15 protein-coding genes are annotated in these 17,343 nt (G+C 58.3%); 9 read left to right on the top strand and 6 right to left on the bottom strand.

Annotated elements, in window-relative coordinates; genetic code table 11:
- The first annotated feature begins 228 nt into the window (after positions 1 to 228).
- The 5 genes from melA to E5K03_RS05085 all read left to right on the top strand — a co-directional run bounded on the left by melA (position 229) and on the right by E5K03_RS05085 (position 6,488).
- The gene (gene melA / locus E5K03_RS05105; protein ID WP_138005283.1) at positions 229 to 1,536 is read left to right on the top strand and encodes an alpha-glucosidase/alpha-galactosidase; all 1,308 of its coding nucleotides are present in this window, start codon (positions 229 to 231) and stop codon (positions 1,534 to 1,536) included.
- 22 nt (positions 1,537 to 1,558) lie between these two features.
- Positions 1,559 to 2,713 (top strand): galactonate dehydratase, encoded by a 1,155-nt coding sequence (gene dgoD, locus E5K03_RS05100; protein WP_138005282.1) that lies wholly within the window; start codon positions 1,559 to 1,561, stop codon positions 2,711 to 2,713.
- A 3-nt stretch (positions 2,714 to 2,716) separates the two neighbouring features.
- Positions 2,717 to 3,568 carry an SDR family NAD(P)-dependent oxidoreductase gene (locus E5K03_RS05095; protein ID WP_138005281.1) on the top strand — a complete coding sequence of 284 codons (852 nt, stop codon included), beginning with the start codon at positions 2,717 to 2,719 and terminating at the stop codon, positions 3,566 to 3,568.
- A gap of 53 nt (positions 3,569 to 3,621) precedes the next feature.
- On the top strand, positions 3,622 to 4,383 hold the full coding sequence (locus tag E5K03_RS05090) for an IclR family transcriptional regulator (protein ID WP_138005280.1): 762 nt from the start codon (positions 3,622 to 3,624) through the stop codon (positions 4,381 to 4,383).
- Between the two features lie 92 nt (positions 4,384 to 4,475).
- Positions 4,476 to 6,488 (top strand): beta-galactosidase, encoded by a 2,013-nt coding sequence (locus tag E5K03_RS05085; protein ID WP_138005279.1) that lies wholly within the window; start codon positions 4,476 to 4,478, stop codon positions 6,486 to 6,488.
- 101 nt (positions 6,489 to 6,589) lie between these two features.
- Here E5K03_RS05085 and E5K03_RS05080 read toward each other — a convergent pair whose 3' ends face one another.
- Positions 6,590 to 8,971 (bottom strand): methyl-accepting chemotaxis protein, encoded by a 2,382-nt coding sequence (locus E5K03_RS05080; RefSeq protein ID WP_171006600.1) that lies wholly within the window; start codon positions 8,969 to 8,971, stop codon positions 6,590 to 6,592.
- 81 nt (positions 8,972 to 9,052) lie between these two features.
- On the opposite strand from E5K03_RS05080, the gene E5K03_RS05075 reads away from it, so the two are divergent.
- Positions 9,053 to 9,736, top strand: a complete 684-nt coding sequence (locus E5K03_RS05075) for a DUF4013 domain-containing protein (protein WP_138005277.1) — start codon at positions 9,053 to 9,055, stop codon at positions 9,734 to 9,736.
- Between the two features lie 29 nt (positions 9,737 to 9,765).
- Here E5K03_RS05075 and E5K03_RS05070 read toward each other — a convergent pair whose 3' ends face one another.
- The 4 genes from E5K03_RS05070 to E5K03_RS05055 form a co-directional block, all read right to left on the bottom strand.
- Positions 9,766 to 10,923 (bottom strand): ABC transporter ATP-binding protein, encoded by a 1,158-nt coding sequence (locus E5K03_RS05070; RefSeq protein ID WP_138005276.1) that lies wholly within the window; start codon positions 10,921 to 10,923, stop codon positions 9,766 to 9,768.
- An 85-nt stretch (positions 10,924 to 11,008) separates the two neighbouring features.
- Positions 11,009 to 11,935, bottom strand: a complete 927-nt coding sequence (locus E5K03_RS05065) for a carbohydrate ABC transporter permease (RefSeq protein ID WP_138005275.1) — start codon at positions 11,933 to 11,935, stop codon at positions 11,009 to 11,011.
- Positions 11,932 to 12,987: a carbohydrate ABC transporter permease gene (locus tag E5K03_RS05060; protein ID WP_138005274.1), complete on the bottom strand. Its 1,056-nt coding sequence runs from the start codon at positions 12,985 to 12,987 to the stop codon at positions 11,932 to 11,934. The genes E5K03_RS05065 and E5K03_RS05060 overlap by 4 nt, the downstream gene beginning before the upstream one ends.
- A gap of 41 nt (positions 12,988 to 13,028) precedes the next feature.
- The gene (locus E5K03_RS05055) at positions 13,029 to 14,375 is read right to left on the bottom strand and encodes an ABC transporter substrate-binding protein (RefSeq protein WP_138005273.1); all 1,347 of its coding nucleotides are present in this window, start codon (positions 14,373 to 14,375) and stop codon (positions 13,029 to 13,031) included.
- A 175-nt stretch (positions 14,376 to 14,550) separates the two neighbouring features.
- On the opposite strand from E5K03_RS05055, the gene E5K03_RS05050 reads away from it, so the two are divergent.
- The 3 genes from E5K03_RS05050 to E5K03_RS05040 all read left to right on the top strand — a co-directional run bounded on the left by E5K03_RS05050 (position 14,551) and on the right by E5K03_RS05040 (position 15,971).
- Entirely contained in the window at positions 14,551 to 14,904 is a 354-nt protein-coding gene (locus E5K03_RS05050) for a hypothetical protein (protein WP_138005272.1), read from the top strand.
- 526 nt (positions 14,905 to 15,430) lie between these two features.
- On the top strand, positions 15,431 to 15,661 hold the full coding sequence (locus E5K03_RS05045; protein ID WP_138005271.1) for a DUF2249 domain-containing protein: 231 nt from the start codon (positions 15,431 to 15,433) through the stop codon (positions 15,659 to 15,661).
- 1 nt (position 15,662) lies between these two features.
- A complete protein-coding gene (locus E5K03_RS05040) occupies positions 15,663 to 15,971 on the top strand; it encodes a cupin domain-containing protein (protein WP_138005270.1) in 309 nt (102 codons plus the stop codon).
- On the opposite strand, the gene E5K03_RS05035 is transcribed toward E5K03_RS05040, so the two are convergent.
- Positions 15,936 to 17,343: hypothetical protein (locus tag E5K03_RS05035; RefSeq protein ID WP_321167625.1), on the bottom strand; the 1,408-nt coding region annotated here is incomplete at its 5' end. The genes E5K03_RS05040 and E5K03_RS05035 overlap by 36 nt on opposite strands.

Here is a 17,343-nt window from a genome sequence, read left to right as displayed (position 1 = left end):
AACGTATTTAATAGTTTTGGACAGATTCTGCTAGCTCAAACTATAGTAGCGTTTGCAACGCTTTGCAACAAGTCGTACGGTATACGGTCCAAGAGCGTTTGAGCCGACGGTTCTTAAACAGCAGTGGGAAAATAATTGCAAACGCTACTATAGCGTCACCGCTGAACAGCTGGACAAGAGCCGTTAGACCATGTGGTTTTAAGATGACGAGCACCCCAACGTCAATAGATGCCACGTATCGCCTTTATTGGAGCCGGAAGCATGGTGTTCGCCAAGAAACTCGTTGGTGACATCCTCTCGTTTCCGGCGCTGTCCAGCAGTGAGATCGTGCTGATGGACATCGACGAACACCGGCTTGAACAGACGACGCAGATCGCGACTGCGATGGTCGAAAACACCGAGGTCGAGGCAACGATCGAATCGACAACCGATCGCCGCGAGGCACTCGACGGCGCCGATTACGTGCTCAACATGATCAACGTCGGCGGCACCGAGCCGTTTGAAAACGAGATCGAGATCCCACGGGAATACGGCGTTGAGCAGGCGATCGGCGACACGCTTGGGCCAGGCGGAATCTTCCGGGCACTCCGGACGCTGCCGACGATGCTCGACATTGTCGCAGACATGGAGGAACTGTGTCCGAACGCATTGTTTATGAACTACACGAACCCGATGGCGATTCTCTGCTGGGCGCTGTTTGAGGAGACTGATATCGAGACGATCGGGTTGTGTCATAGCGTTCCACATACCGCAGAGGCAATTGCCGAGTATGTCGGAGTGCCCAAAGACGAACTCGACTACTGGGTCGCCGGTATCAACCACATGGCGTGGTTCCTCCAGTGTGAACACGATGGCGAGGACCTGTACCCGCGGCTTCGGGAGGCAATGACCGACGAGTCGATCTACGAGCGCGACACCGTTCGGTTCGACCTGTTCAAACACTTCGGCGCGTTCGTGACAGAGTCGAGCCACCACAACAGCGAGTACCACCCGTACTTCCGGACTGATCCCGAAGAAATTGAGCGGCTGACCGGCACCGACTACGCCGAGCGGATGCCAACAGCAACGTACCTCGAAGGGTGGAAAGCCCGCTCGGCAGAACGTGATCGCGCGCTCGCGGATATCGATCCCCAGTCGGTCACGATCGAACGCTCCGAGGAGTACGCCTCGCGGATCATCCACTCACTGGAGACCGACACGGCGCGTCGGTTCAACCTCAACGTGAGTAATGCAGATGCCTCGATCACCAACCTGCCGCGGTCGGCCTGTGTGGAGGTGCCGTGTTTCGTCGACGGGACGGGCATTCATCCCTGCAGCGTTGGTGATTTGCCGCCGCAGCTTGCTGCGTTGAATCGATCGAACATCCACGTCCAACAGCTGACAGTCAAGGGCGCGCTCGAAGGCGATCGCGAATCGATCCACCAGGCGGTGAAGCTCGATCCATTGACCGCGGCGGCGTTGACCCTCGAAGAGATCCACGAGATGACCGAGGAACTGCTCGACGCGAATGAACCGTATCTTCCAGCGCTGAGCTAACGACTCTACCGAATCCAGACCAATGACAACGATCGTCGACTACGACCTGTACGAAGTACCGCCACGATGGCTATTCCTGCGGATCGAGACCAGCGACGGGACCGTCGGCTGGGGCGAGCCTGTCGTTGAGGGCCGCGCAAAGACCGTCAAAGGAGCCGTCGAAGAGCTGATGGACAACTACCTCCTTCGGGAGGATCCACACCGAATCGAAGATCACTGGCAGACGATGTATCGCGGCGGCTTCTACCGCGGAGGACCGGTGCTCATGAGCGCGATCGCGGGAATCGATCAGGCGCTGTGGGATATCAAGGGCAAGCAGTTCGGCGCGCCTGTCTACGAGCTGTTGGGCGGGCGGGCACGCGATCGCATCCGCGTCTATCAGTGGATTGGCGGCGATCGACCGAGCGAGGTGGGCGACGCGGCTGCCGAGAAGGTCGACAACGGCTTCAGCGCACTCAAGATGAACGCGACCTCGGAACTGCGCCGCGTGGATAATCCCGCGGCGGTCCAGTCTGCCCGCGATCGGCTCGCAGAGGTCCGAGAACGAGTCGGTCCCGAGGTCGACATTGGCGTCGATTTCCACGGACGGGTATCGAAGCCGATGGCAAAACGGCTCGCGAAGGCGCTCGAGCCGTACGAGCCGATGTTCATCGAAGAGCCCGTCCTACCCGAGCACAACGACGCGCTGGGTGACATCGCCGCACACACGACAATCCCGATCGCGACGGGCGAACGAATGTTCTCTCGATGGGACTTCAAGGAGGTGTTCGAGGACGGCAGCGTTGATATCATTCAACCGGATCTCTCACACGCCGGTGGGATCACGGAGGTGAAAAAGATCGCCGCGATGGCTGAGGCCTACGACGTCGCGCTTGCGCCGCACTGTCCGCTCGGCCCGATCGCGCTCGCGTCTTGCGTGCACGTGGATACGGTCTCGCCAAACGCGCTGATCCAAGAACAGAGTCTCAACATTCACTACAACGAGACGAGCGATGTACTGGACTATCTCACGGACCCGACCGTCTTCGAGTACAAAGACGGCTACGTCGATGTGCCGAGCGATCCGGGTCTCGGGATCGACATCAACGAATCCTACGTCAAACGCCAGGCCGAACGGACCGTCAACTGGCACAACCCAGTGTGGCGGAACGACGATGGCAGCGTCACGGAGTGGTAATCCATGCTGACACCAAACGCGAACGGCGGCGGGTCGAACGGCAACGGCAGCGGGGGCAGACTCGACGATCGAACGGCGATTGTCACCGGTTCGACACGCGGGATCGGCGCGGCAATCGCTCGCCGATTCGCTGGCGAGGGCGCGAACGTTGTGGTTTCGGGGCGCAGTGAGGCGGCCGGCGAGGCAGTCGCCCGCGAGATCACGAACGCAGCCAACGACGGTGACGCACGATTTGTTCGCGTGGACATGCGCGAACCCGAGTCGATCGCCGCGCTCATCGAGGAAACCGTCGAGGAATACGGGTCGATCGACGTACTTGTGAACAACGCAGCGGTCCAGACGGAGACAGGCGTTCGGGATGCAACGCTCGAGGACTGGTCGTTCGTCGTCGACACCGACTTCCGAGGGTACTGGCTCGCCGCGAAGGAGGCGATCGAACACATGCCAGAAGGCGGGAGCATCATCAACATCTCATCGAACCACGCGCGGCTCACGATGCCGGAGATATTCCCGTATAATGCCGTCAAGGCAGGGACTGACGGGATGACCCGAGCGATGGCCGTTGAACTCGGTCCGCTCGGGATCCGGGCGAACAGCCTCAATCCGGGCTGGATCGAGGTCGACAGAACCCGCGAGGAGCTCGCGGAGGGCCGCTACGAGGAGGTCGAAGAACTCCACCCGATCGGTCGGATCGGCCAGCCGGGAGACGTCGCGGGCGCGGCGGCGTTCCTCGCCAGCGACGACGCATCGTTCATGACCGGGAGTTCGATCCTGATCGACGGCGGCCGATCGGCGCTCATGGAGGATGCGCCGTTCGTCTCCTACGCACGCGAGATCAAACAAAATGACCGGTAGCTGGTGCGTTTCTCTATACGAAATTTTAATAGTGAAGCGTCCATGCTCCGCGTATGAGCGATCAGACATACCCGGTCGGGGCGGTTCGAACCTCGTTTACGATCATCGAAGCGCTCCGGGAGGCGGGGACAGCCGGGGTGACAGAGCTGGCCGAGAAGACGGGGATCTCGAAGGGGTCAGTGCACAAACACCTCACAACGCTCCGATCGCTCGGTTACGTCGTCAAAGAGGACACGAGCTACAGCCTCGGCTATCGATTTCTCGGGTTGGGCTGTCGAATGCGGGACCGATCGGAGCTATTTCGGATCGCACGCCCGGCGATCGACAATCTTGCGGACACTTCAGGGGCGATTGTCAATCTCATCGTCCCAGAACAGGGGTATGGGATCTATCTGTACCGCGCCGGTGACTCCGCAGCAGTGCAGGGCTATCTTCCCACGATTGGCGAGCGCATATACCTCCATGCGACAGCGGGCGGGAAAGCGATCCTCTCACAGTTACCGCGTGAGGCAGTTGAGACAATTATTGAGACAACCGGGTTGCCGAAGCTGACAGCGAAGACGACCACAGACCCCGACGAACTGTTCGCAATGCTTCGATCCGTTCGTGACCGTGAACTCGCGTTCGAGCGAGGCGAACACCTCCCCTCTGTTCAGTGTGTCGCTGCGCCGATTACCACGGAGGATGGTCCTATCGGAGCTGTAAGTGTCTCCGGGAGCATCGACACAATGAGCGGGAAGAAGCTGGAAGAAGACCTCGCCGGGCTCGTGATCAGTACCGCAAACGAGATCGAACTCCAGCTGTTTTCGCAGTAATTTCGTTATGCGAAACGACATGAGGCTCGTTGCCGATCGCTCATCGTCGCCGCGATAGAAACGTTTAGGTTACGGCCGGCGGTCGATCGGGTATGGCGATCGGAACGTGTTACTTTCCGGAGCACTGGCCGCCCGAACGGTGGGCAACAGACATTGAACGCATGGCAGAAGCGGGAATCAAGTACGTCCGAATGGGGGAGTTCGCGTGGGAGCGGATCGAGCCTGAACGCGGGACGTTCGACTTCGAGTGGCTCGACACGGCGCTGTCGCTAATCGACGATCATGGGCTGGAGGCAATTCTCTGTACCCCGACAGCGACGCCGCCGAAGTGGCTCGTCGACGAGTATCCCGAGATTCACCAACGTGACCTCAATGGAACAGTCCGAGGGTTTGGGAGCCGGCGACACTACTGTTTTAATTCCGCGCGCTATCGCGCGGAGACCGAACGCATCGTGTCGATCCTTGCGGAGCGGTACGCGGATCACCCGGCGGTTGCGGGTTGGCAGACGGACAACGAATTCGGCTGCCACCGGACGGTGCGGTGTTACTGTGATGAGTGTGCATCGGCGTTCCGAACGTGGCTACGCGAGCGGTACGACGACATCGACCACCTCAACGAGGCCTGGGGGAACGCGTTTTGGTCCCAAGGATACCCCTCGTTTGCGGCGATCGATCCACCCCAGCCGACGCCGGCCGAACAGCATCCGTCCCGAACGCTGGCGTACGCGCGATTTTCGAGCGACAGCGTCGTCGAGTATAACAAGATCCACACACAGGTCCTTCGGGAGACAAACCCCGAGTGGTTCGTGACACACAACTTCATGGGGCATTTCCCGACCCTCAACGCCTACGACGTCAGCGAGGCGCTCGATCTGGTTTCATGGGATTCGTATCCGACCGGATTCGTCCAGGACCGCCGCGACGGCGAGGCGACCGTTGACGAACTCCGGGCGGGCGATCCCGATCAAGTCGGGCTGAACCACGACCTGTATCGGGGTGCGCTTGGCCAGCCTTTCTGGGTGATGGAACAACAGCCCGGCGACGTAAACTGGCCCCCGCGCTGTCCGCAGCCCGCGGAGGGCGCAATGCGACTGTGGGCACACCACGCGGCCGCGCACGGTGCGGATGCCGTGTTGTACTTTCGGTGGCGGCGGTGTCTCTCCGGACAAGAACAGTACCACGCTGGCCTGTTGAAACAGGACGGCAGTCCCGATCGCGGCTACGCGGACGCCGCACAGGCAGCCGAGGAGTTCGATCGCCTCAGCGAATTCGGTTCGGTGAATGCGCCGGTGGCGGTGCTACACGACTACGACTCGCTTTGGGCACTGTCCGAACAGCCACACAGTCCCGACTTCGACTACTGGTCGCTGGTCGACGGGTTCTACGGCGCGGTTCGGTCCCGAGGTGTACAGGTCGATGTTATCGATCCCGCGACGTCGCTTTCGGACTACGATGTCGTCATCGCTCCCTCGCTGTACCTTATGACCGAGGAGTTGGCCGATCGGCTCACCACCTACGTCGAAGACGGTGGCGAACTCCTTATCGGCCCGCGGAGTGGATCAAAAGACCACCACAACACACTTAGGGCAGAGCCACAGCCGGGACCGCTCGCGTCGCTTGTCGGCGCGACCGTCGACCAACACGAATCGGTTCCCAATCGGATGGAGACGCGCGTCCGCGAGACCGAGACCGATCGATCGTTCGCGTACCGAACGTGGGCTGAGTGGCTCGAACCGACGGACGCGATCGTCCGAATGCGGTACGAACACGGTCCTGGAGCAGACGCCGCGGCGGTCGTCGAACACGCTGCCGGCGACGGAACGGTTACGTACTGCGGGGTGTGGCCTCGCGAGGACCTCGCAGACGAACTTGTAACCGAGTGCCTCAGTCGGGGCGACGTCGCACACACCGATCGGCTTCCGGTCGGAGTCAGAGTCGGAGCTCGCGGGGACCGCACGTGGATAGTCAACTTCACCAGTGAGGACTACGAGATCGACACCGGGGGTGACTGGCTTGTTGGCGATAGTGCGCTCGAACCATTCGGCTGTGCAGTCGCCAAACACGCGCCGATCGACCAGCTCCAAATCGAGCTGGCTGACCAGTAGGCTGTGAGAATTATTTCGTATAGAGAAACAATGGCTGGCACAAAGAGGAATTACAGCATTATATTTGTAATTTTCAACAGGGATGAGTAAGCGTACCGAGATCACTCTGATGGCGGCGTTCCTCCCGTACGGACAAAGAGCGGCGAGACGACTGTTGGGTCCTCCACTGACGTTTCAAACGTCGACAACGTGTCCGAGAGAACCCCCGATTGAGCCGACAGGGTCGACGCCGATCGCGAGACAGAGTGGAGTTCACTCACCTGTTTGTCCGCAAGAGCGTCCACAACGCGGGCCTCAGCACTGGTTTCTCTGGCGATCGATGCCGCCTGTGCTGCCATTGAAACCACTTCGTCAGTCGACTCGGCCTGTTGTTTCGTCGATGCGGAGATTGCCTGGACGCCGTCGTTCGTCTCTTGGGCGTAGTCGTCGATCCGCTCAAGTGCCGTTACAGCGTCAGTGACCCGATCGCTAACCTCGTCGATCTGCTCGCTCGTTCGTTCGACCTCGTGGACAGATCGACCGGTCTGTTCACGTATCCGATCGAGTCGCGTCTCGATCTCTTCGGCGACCGACTTCGTGTCTCTCGAAAGAGATTTAATTTCGTTAACAACGAAATCAAATCCATCGGCATTTGCCGCTGACGCGCTCTCGGATCGAGACGCCTCAATCGTCGTATCCAGTGCAAGCATGTTAGTCTGATCAGCGATCTCGCCGATCCGATCGATGAGTTCGTCGACTTGTTCGACCTCTGATTGCAACGTAATAATTTCTGCGACGGCCTGCTTGGAAGAGGTTTCGACCTCGTCCATCCCGTCGATCGCGTTCGCCGCGGCGACCCGCCCTGTTTCGCTTGCGTCGGCAGTCTGGGCAGCGAGGGTTGCGACCTCGTCGGTGGAAGCAGAGATATCCTCTGTTACCGCCGCCAAGTCTGACAGCTCAGTGGTCGCCGCCTGTAATAGCTCGTTTTGTGACTGTGCGTCCGCCGCGATTTCACCGATCGAATCGCTCACCCGTTCGCTTGCTGTGCGAACCGAATCGCTCGACGTTGTAACGTCTTCGCTCGTCGCAGCCACGTGCTCGGCGAACTCATTAAGTTGTGCGACCGTCCGCTCTGTCGTCTGTAGCATCTCGTTAAACTCGGCTGCGATCTGCTCCATCTGTGGTGTGTCAGAAATATTTGTATCCATTCGAACTGTTAGATCTCCGTCTGCGGCTGCGCGCATCACTTGCGCGTAGGTGTCGGCCGTCGCTTGGAGATCGTCGTTGAGCTGTTGGACGTGTTCTCGTTCGGCCTCCGCGTCGGCTCGGGCTCGTTCTGCCCGCTGAATCTGGGAGACGAGCGCGTCACGCATCGATCCGAGTCCGTCGTACAGTCGGCCAAGGTCGTCGATCCGATCGCTCTCAAAATTAACGTCGAGATCACCGGCCTCCATTCGTTCAGTTTTCTGTTTGAGTTCACTGACCGCTGCCGAGCGATTCTGTCCCATTACCCCACCGACGAGCATGATGAGAAAGATCCCGACGACAGTGATAATCCGCCCATACAACTGTACCGTATCAATGAAGCCAAAAACGTTCTCTTGGGGGGTATGAACGACGAGATAGAGCCCATTCAGATCATCGCCAGGAATACGCGCGTACGACGCAATGTATTCGCCGTCGACATTGGTTCGGTCAGGATTTGACGCGGCGATCGATCGCTGCAACGATTCAGCCGGGACGCCGAACTCAGTCGTTCCCTGTGTACCAACGATATCACTGCCGTGTGGATACGCGTCGAAGTACGATTCTCCGGCAGGATCTGCGATAACTCGGTTATCTGTTGGGTCGACAACATACGAGATAGTTCCGTCTGCGTTGAGTAACTCCTCGCTGAGTGAGTCTAGACGAGCGGTTACAATCAAGAACCGCTCGGAGTTGAGGTACTGGCCACGATCGTTTGGGATTGGCTTTGCGTACGCGACGACAGGTGTACCATCATGAGAAATATACGCACCGAGCGATCGAGTTTTTGCGAACTCCAGCGCGGTGGTGTCGTCGCGTTCGTCGAGTGGCCTGAGTGATCCCCATGGTTCCTCGACTGTATCGAGATCTCGTGACACATCCGAAGAGGTACTGTACGTTACCTCGCGCTCGCCTACGTCAACGTAGTGGATGTGGTTTACCGTTCCTGCGTACTGTGCCTTCGTCCGCGAAAAGTACGCGTCGTCGACATCACCCGCAACGACGACATCAGAGGTGGTGAGTGCGTCCGTAATGAAGTAGTTGCGATCGTGCCAGTTGCTCACGTGTCTGGCTTCCTGTTCGGCGAGTGTCGACTGTTCTGCGTACGCACGGTCTTGAACCTCACCGGCGAGTTGCTCGGTCCCGAGATGCCCCATTGCGCCGATGCAGAGGCCAATAAGCAACAAAACGAGCATAAACTTCAGCGCGTATCGCTGCCGGATTACGTCGGGGACGACGCGTCGGAACCATTGGGGCATGCCCACACCACGCGCACAGACGATCATTATGATTCCGATCGTTTGATACTGAGCGAGCGGGAGGAACAAGCAGGAACTGATATGCAATTCGATCAGCGATGGCCGCCACTTCGATCCGCAGAGACGATCCGGTCGATCGCAATTGTCACCGCGTGTGTACTCGCAGTTGCGATCGCGGGGCGATACGCCGCAGCCCTATTGCCCGCTGTTGCCGGCGGTATTGTACTCCTCATCGTAATGAGTATTATTCTATATATGATTGGATACTTGTTTGCAGTTGGATATAAACTGAATCCGCAACCAGGGCTGGAGGGTGTGGTACCCATAAGTATGACCGGGCGCGACGCGGTTGTCATCACCGTTGTCGTCACGGCAGCCCCGGCCGGACTACTCGCGCTCACGGCGTTGGCTGCTGCAGACGGGATCCCGACCGGTGGTGGTGCCTCTGTGGCTTTTTTATTGGGATCAACAACAGCAATTGCGACGATGCTCGCTACGCTGTACGTTATTCCAGTGATGATCGCGGTCCGGCTCCGAGGGCGATCATTCCGAGACGCACTGTTGCTTTCAGAGTCCCGAGACGTGCTTCGAACGACCGACTATCTGGGATCGTGGGCCATTGGCTTTGCGGCCGTGGCGCTGGCGGGCTGGTTCGGCTCGATCACGGCCCGATCGCTAGGTATCGTGGGAGTACTTTCGGCTGTTGTCGCTGCCTATCTGTTGATCGTTGGCGTCCGATCGCTCGCGATCGATCCCAACAACTGATTCGTCGCCAAAAAAGCGATTGACAGCGCTCAAACGACGCGTTCGACGTCGCCCTCGAGACGGCGATTGCGGATCGCATTGCCAGTTTCAGTTGAAAAGACGTGCAGCGCCTCCTCTGGAATGCGGACCGAAACGCGATCAATACCCGCGATATCGCTTATGCCATCGATTGTTGCGATGAGAACGAGTTGGTCGTCGTCGATACCGACATCGCCGCTGTCGAATCGAAGATACACGACGTTTTCATCGCCCATCGGCTCAACGACATCGACGATCATCGAGAGTGCACGGGAGTCTTCCGGCTCTTCAGTGGATAGTTCGAGATCCTCTGGACGAATCCCGAGCGTCACGTCGAAGACTCCCTCAAGTTCGGCGGCCAGGTCTGCAGAGATCGGATATGTGAACTCGTCGCTAACGAACGCGTCGCCGTCGATCGTTCCAGTAATCATGTTCATCGACGGCTCGCCAATAAATCCGGCAACAAACAGGTTTGCCGGCCGGTGATAGCATTCGAGTGGTGTTCCGACCTGCTGGAGTTTCCCATCGTTGAGAACCGCGATCCGATCGCCCATCGTCATCGCCTCCGTCTGGTCGTGTGTGACGTATATTGTGGTCGTGTCGAGTCCCTCCTGGAGCCGCTGGAGCTCCATACGCATCTGCGAGCGGAGCTTCGCGTCGAGGTTCGACAGCGGTTCGTCCATCAAGAACACGTCGGGATCGCGAACGATCGCTCGCCCGAGCGCGACCCGTTGTTGCTGACCGCCAGAGAGCTCGTCAGGGGTGCGATCAAGCATCCCCTCGATTCCCAACATCTCAGCGGTTTCGGTGACGAGCGCGTCGATTTCCTCGTCCGGGAGATCAGTCGACTCCTCAAGTCCGAATGCCATGTTGCCCCGGACGGTCATGTGTGGATACAGCGCGTAGGACTGGAACACCATCGCGATGTCTCGGTCCTGTGCGGGGAGATCGTTGATGACGCGATCATCAAGACGGATCCTTCCGTCAGTGATTGTCTCGAGCCCGGCGACCATCCGCAGCGTCGTCGATTTGCCACAGCCGGAGGGACCGACGAGAACGAGGAACTCTCCGTCTTCGATTTCGATCGAGACGTCGTCAACAGCGACGATATCGTTGGCGTTGTCGTCAGTGAATACTTTCGTGATATGTTCGAGTGTTGTTCGTGCCATGATTAGTAGGCCTCCTGTATTGGAGTGTGTTGGATACCGATCGATTCGACCCTGTCCGTCTCGGCGGGCCGTGCTGTCTGATGACTCATACCTTAACCCCCTCGGCAAACTCGTCCGCAAAGAGCACGTAGACGATGAGGGTCGGCAGTGCGGCGACGAACGCGCCGGCCATCCGCAGTGGGAAGTCAACGCCTTCCATTGCCTCGCCGAGCCCCGAGAGGATGAGCGTCACAGACGCCGCGGGATCGCTCACACTTCTGATGAGCGTCAACGAGAACAGGAACTCGTTCCAGATCTGGGTGAACTGGAAGATGAACACCACTGCGAACATCGGGATCGAAAGCGGCAGGACGATCCGGCGATAGACACGCCACATCGACGCACCGTCGAGGCGCGCGGCTTCGATCATCTCCCACGACATCGTCTGGTACTGCGCACGGAACAACACGGTACAGATCGGGATGCCATACGCAGTGTGCGTGATGATGAGTTCGATGATCGTCGCGTGTTTTTCAGCCAGGAGTGGGAGTCCCCACAAGAAGGCTAAGCGACCGTCGAGATTCACCCAGACGGTCCAAAACTCCGAGAGTGGAATGATGACCGCCTGATATGGAATGAAGATGCCTGCGATAAACGTTGCAAAGACGAGCACCTGGCCGCGCCAGTTCGCGAGAGTCAATCCGTAGGCAGCCATACTCCCGAAGACCGCACAGAGAATCGTCGAGGGAATTGTAAACAACATGCTGTTTATCATTCCACTCGAGAGTGCCTCGAACGCGACCTGCCACTTTTCGAATGTAATGCCAGCTGCACCCGGCGGGAGGAATGGCAGCGTCTCGCGCAATGCCTGACTCGTCTTGATCGAGGTGACGAGCCCGGTTTGGATCGGCGTCAGATAAAACGCAACCAGCCCGAGCAAGAGCGCGTATAATCCGACATCGCTGGCACTCACGCGATCGATCCACGACGAGGTGGGATCAGTGTCTGTTGAGGAGTGTGTATCAGTGCTCATAGATTACCCTGTGTATACTGTTGATAGAGGTACGGTGCGATGATGGCTAACGAGAGGATAAACAGTACGATCGCGATCGACGCGCCGTAGGCCCACTCCTGTCGTTGGAACGCCTCTCGAACCATCTTGGTTGCGAGAATGTCTGCGCCGCGGCGTGGGCGGAACCCCCAGATCGCGTAGAGGAAGTCGAACGCCTTCAGCGCGAACAACACGAGCACCACCGAGGCGCTGACTGTTGCTGGTTTCAGTTGGGGAATAATGACCCGCCAGTAGAGCTTCAGCGTGTTCGCCCCGTCAACGCGAGCAGCCTCGTATTGATCACCTGGAATCGCCCGAAGCGCGGCGAGATACACGACCATCGTGTAGCCGCTGAACTGCCACATTAACGCGAAAATTACCGAACCGAGCACCAGCCGCGGGCTGCCAAGCCAGCTATAGGGGCCGAGCCCGACAAGCCCAAAGAGGCCGTTGATAATGCCGAAATCGAAGTTGTACATCCACATCCAAAACTGCGCGGTGACGATGAACGACAGCGCGAACGGCAACAGGTAAATCGTTCTGAACGTGCGCTCAAATCGAATTTTTCGATCCAAGAGGATCGCAAGCGACAGCCCCAACACCAAACAGGCAAGCGTGAACGCCACGAGCAACACGAGCGTGTTCCGGGTCGCCGCCCAAAATCCAGCATCCGCGACGAGTTCGACGTAGTTGTGTAACCCGATTGTCGAATAGTCGATGTCACCGAACCCTGAATACTCGGTCAGAGAAATAAGGAAGTTCCAGCCAATCGCGGCGTAGACAAAAAATCCCATTAATAAAAATGGGGGCAGCCAAAACGGCACGGACTGGACGAAATCACTGTCGCGCCACCGCTGGAGACGTGTCCGCTCGTAGTCGTCAGTTATGGCTGTTTCGCCGGCGACACCGCCGTCGCTGCGAAGCGCGCTGGCGTCCGGACTGTTTTCGGCGGCGTCCGCAAGGCTTGCGGGACGATCGGCCCGGCCGTCACAGCCGCCATCGTCTGAACGGGCGTGACGAGCCCGTGATCGCATCGCGTGTATGATTCGTTTCATAAAATACAGAGTGAGCGTTGTTACAGGGCGTCGATGAAGCCGTCGGTCGCCGCCTCAACATCGTACGGATCGAGGAAGGTGTCGGCCAAGACATCCTCAAGATCAGCCTGCAGCGACGGGGTAACGGCCAGTCCGTGAGCGATCGCCGGTGGTCGATGCTCGGCATTCTGGAAATCCTCGATCGTCTCGGTGAGGTATGGACTGAAGTCCGACGTGTCAACATCGCGGGTCGGGATCGAACCCTTCAGGCGGTTGAACTCGATCTGAGCGGTTTCGCTGCCGGCAAATCGGAGGAACGCGTGTGTCTCATCGGGGCTCGGGTTGTCGGCTGGGTAAATAAATGAGTCGACGTGGAAGCCGTACATGTTCTCGGTTCCGGGGAACTGGATCCGGTCCCAGTCGCTTCCGAACTCAAGGCCCTCAGCCACATATGCACCAGCGGCCCAGTTGCCCTGGTGAATAAACCCGGCGTCGCCGGTCATAATCCGCTGGTTTGCTTCGGTGAAACCGATCTCAGGGGCGTCGTCGTTGAGGTAGGTGTCAAGGAGTTCTTCAACCCGCTCGAAGGACTCCTGGACCGCACTTCTGTCTCCGTCGCCCTCGATAAAGTTCATGTACGCGTCGAATCCCTGTCCGCCGAGCATGACCTGCGCCCAGAGCTGGAGCACAGTCCACGCTTCAAGAGAATTCGCGTATGGCTGGGCGTCAGTTTCGGACTCAATGGCCTCAAGCGCGTCGAGGAACGCATCGAACGTGTCGATACTATCCGGATCGACGCCTGCAGCTTCAACAACTTCCACATTATAAAACAGGTCGTTCATCCGGTGCGAACCAATCGGCACCGCAGCCATCCCGCCGTCGAACCGGCAGAGTTCTGCGACCTCCTCGACGTGAGCGTCGAAGAGCCCTGCCTCTTCCCACACCTCAGCTTCCATGTCGCCGAGGACGCCCTCGTACTGGGAGAGGTTTTTTCCGGGCCACCCGGCGAACGCGCTCGGTGGTACACCGTCACGGAGACGGCTCGCGACTGAAGCATCGAGTTCGACGTTCCCGCCGCCGCCGATCGCACGGAAGGAGGTATCCATGTCCGGATACTCTTCCTCGAAGGCAGTGGTGAGCGCCTCAACGGCGTCGGCGCCGTCGCCGCCGGTCCAGCCGTGCATGACTTCGAGGGTCTCCTCAAAGCCGCTATCGTCGCCGTTGCCGTTGTCCCCGTTGCCATTGCCACCATTGCCGTTACCACCGTTGCCGTTGCCGTTGCCGCCATCACCGGTACAGCCAGCGAGGCCAACAACACCGAGCGCACCTGTCAGTCGAAGCACTTGCCGTCGGGAAGGACGTGCGTCCTTCAGAGACTTTCGAGTCATTACTATCGTCCACCTTCCCAGTTTGAGCGAAATTACTTAAAACTATCTATAGTTATAATTATTTTTCATTTGATCGACCGGAACGGTTTTGAGCAGTCCTGAGCGTAGTCACGCTCATGGGCACAGTCTACAACCGTAGGACGTTCGGACCTCGAAAGCTCGGTGGTGTGGATCAATGACTGACGGCGATAGCGGCTCTGAAGGCGAGGGAGAGGGGTTCGAAGACGGAATCGGTCCGTCGGCCCCGGAGCCGAGCGGAGAATATCAACTCCAAAATCTCGGCAACATCAAATCCGAATGGGAAGCGACGACGATTTACCTGCCGGCGGATCTCAAGAGTGCAGTTGAGTTGGCGTATCGACGATCAAGCTACGAGTGCAAACGCGAGAGCGGATACGACATGCAAAAGCTCCAAGATTTTTATCCCCTGTTGATCGCAATGGGATTGAACAACCTCAACCGATCTGGGACTGAGGATATATTAACGCTTCTGGCGTACGTCCAATCGGAATACGGCGCGGACATGTAGCGACGGTTCCGTTGGTCCCTCAATGATGAGGCCACCACAGTTTTTATACTAATAAAGAATTGACTGGCCCGCAATCACAGACGATCCGATCGATCTAGCTGATTGGTGCCACTAAGCTGGGGAGCAACACTGGTAAAAAGTAATACTAGTATTACCAATAACGGACAGAATAAGTATTACTTTCAATACCAATACAAGCAAATTACACCAATACATTTGTAACGTATTATACCCGTCGGGGTACACACCGATCGAGAACGCATCAGTTACCCATTCGCGTGCACGCCATTTTCTGAATAAAAGACAACCAGAACGTGTCCAATTGTGGAAGTCTAACCGTGCGCGCGAAAAATTGAGGCCCAAACCGCATGCATGCGGTGGATTCGGTTGTTGATCCGACCCACGGGTACGGTACGGTACAGTATAATTATGGCTACGAATTCTTGGGGTGTGAGAATGTGCTCGTAGCGGCGACGAACGTATTCGGGTAAAGGCCGATATCGATCGAGCGCCAACCCGATCGTGTATGCCAACGTTAGATGTACGCGACATTCCACCAGTAAACAGGCACGAGCGGATCCACAAGACGTTTGCGGAGATGGCACCCGGCGAGACGTTGACGATCGTCAACGATCACGAGCCAAAGCCGTTGTTCTACGAGATGCAAGCGGAGATACCAGAGTTCGACGCCGAGGGCTATTCGGTCGAACAGCCTGAACCACAGAGGTTCGTGGCGTCGTTCCCGAAAACAGAGTGAGATGGTCGACGTACAGTCACTCTCCGAACTCGAGGCGACACCGCACGCGGTGGTCTTTCCGAGCGTAGAGCCGAAGACAGTTCGACTCGATCTGACAGCGGGAGAGTCAGTGCCACCGCACGAACACCCAGATCGTGAGATCGTCCTCTACATACTCGAGGGACAGCTCGATCTGACCGTCGCTGAGGAGACATATGAACTCACCGCGGGAGATGTCGCACGATTCGACGGCGCACAGGACATCTCGCCGACCGCGATCGAAGACAGCCGCGCCCTACTCGTGCTTGCCAAACGGTGCGATCGGGACTGAACCGATCGAATTCGGGCTGTGGGTCCAGACGGTGTGGATCATATTGAACGCGAACAGGCCCGCACCGCCGATTGCGATCGCCGCGCCCACCGCAACCGTCGGAACCGCAGTCGCGATCCCGATCGTGAGGAGACCAAATCCACACAGGACACACCAGAAGTCGATCGCCGCGATCCGACTGTCGTAGAGATCGTCAATCATCGGGACGTCCTCCAGCCCGAGGCGATCGCTGTAGCGGTGGACCCAGATGATGAAGGGAACGATGTGATACAGCGTCCCGAGCACGACAAATCCAATTATTCCGACGAGCAAGACTACGCCAAAGTGTGGGTCGCCCAACACGAATGTCCGTGTGAGCGACGCGTCGGTCCAGGCTACGGCGGCAGTGATCGGCCAGAGGACCATAGAGGCGGCGACGACCCAGTACCGCGAGAGCATGGGAGTCCCTTCGACCGTCGATCGATAGAGACAGCGGCCGAGAAATACTCCGGTCAAACCAAGTCCAAGGGCAACAAGGAGTCCACCAACTGTTGCGATCGGTACCGCTGCGGTGAGCCGTCCACCAGCAAGTAGCACTACACCAATCGGGTAAACAACCGTCTCGATCCGCTGAATCATTCGATCGACGTCCATTTCGGTGTACTGGGTGAACATCGGGCCTAACTGAAACAGCGCGCCAATCACAGTCGTCAAAACGCCGCCGAACACTGCAAGCGTGACGTGGGCGGTAACTATCGATATCCGGGTGCTCGTGGCAAACCCGTACCGGTAATCAAGTGCCAGCGTTGCTCCAAGTAGGGTCGCCATAAGAAAGAACACGAGCGCGAGCACGAAGTGCCACTCCGTGACGTCGAACGGACGAGCAGCCGCGAGCGTCCGTGCGACGTTGTAGATGAAGATCACAAATCCACCGAACAGCACCACAGCGAACGGGGCCACGAGCGTCACGTGGCCGATCGCGAACGCAATCGCCAGCCCAGACACCCCGATCGCGACCGCGACAGCTTGGAGTGTCGCCAGCCGATCGGCGTGAAGCGTCACGCCAGACCAGACGGGGACGAACTGCGTCATCGCGCCCATGATCGTCACGCAGACCCATCCCACCAACAGAAGGTGGGCGTAGCTGAGAGGGAACAGCGGTGTACCAAAGCCGATCGCGTGAATAACTGCAGTGAGTCCGCCGGCAATGAGAAACACCAGCCCCAGCAGGAAATGTCGCAATGGGACGGCCATTGGCGGCTGTGCATCGACCGAAACCGAACCTGGGACGCCGTGCGTGACATCCTCGCCCGCCGTGAACGGCGGGGCTTCCACACCACGTGGAATACCCAGATTGGCCGGGATTAAGGTTTCAAGACGTGTTCGCGCCACT

This window comes from Halalkalirubrum salinum (genome assembly GCF_005543295.1).
GTDB lineage: Archaea > Halobacteriota > Halobacteria > Halobacteriales > Haloferacaceae > Halalkalirubrum > Halalkalirubrum salinum.
This window is presented reverse-complemented; position numbering and strand designations above follow the sequence as displayed.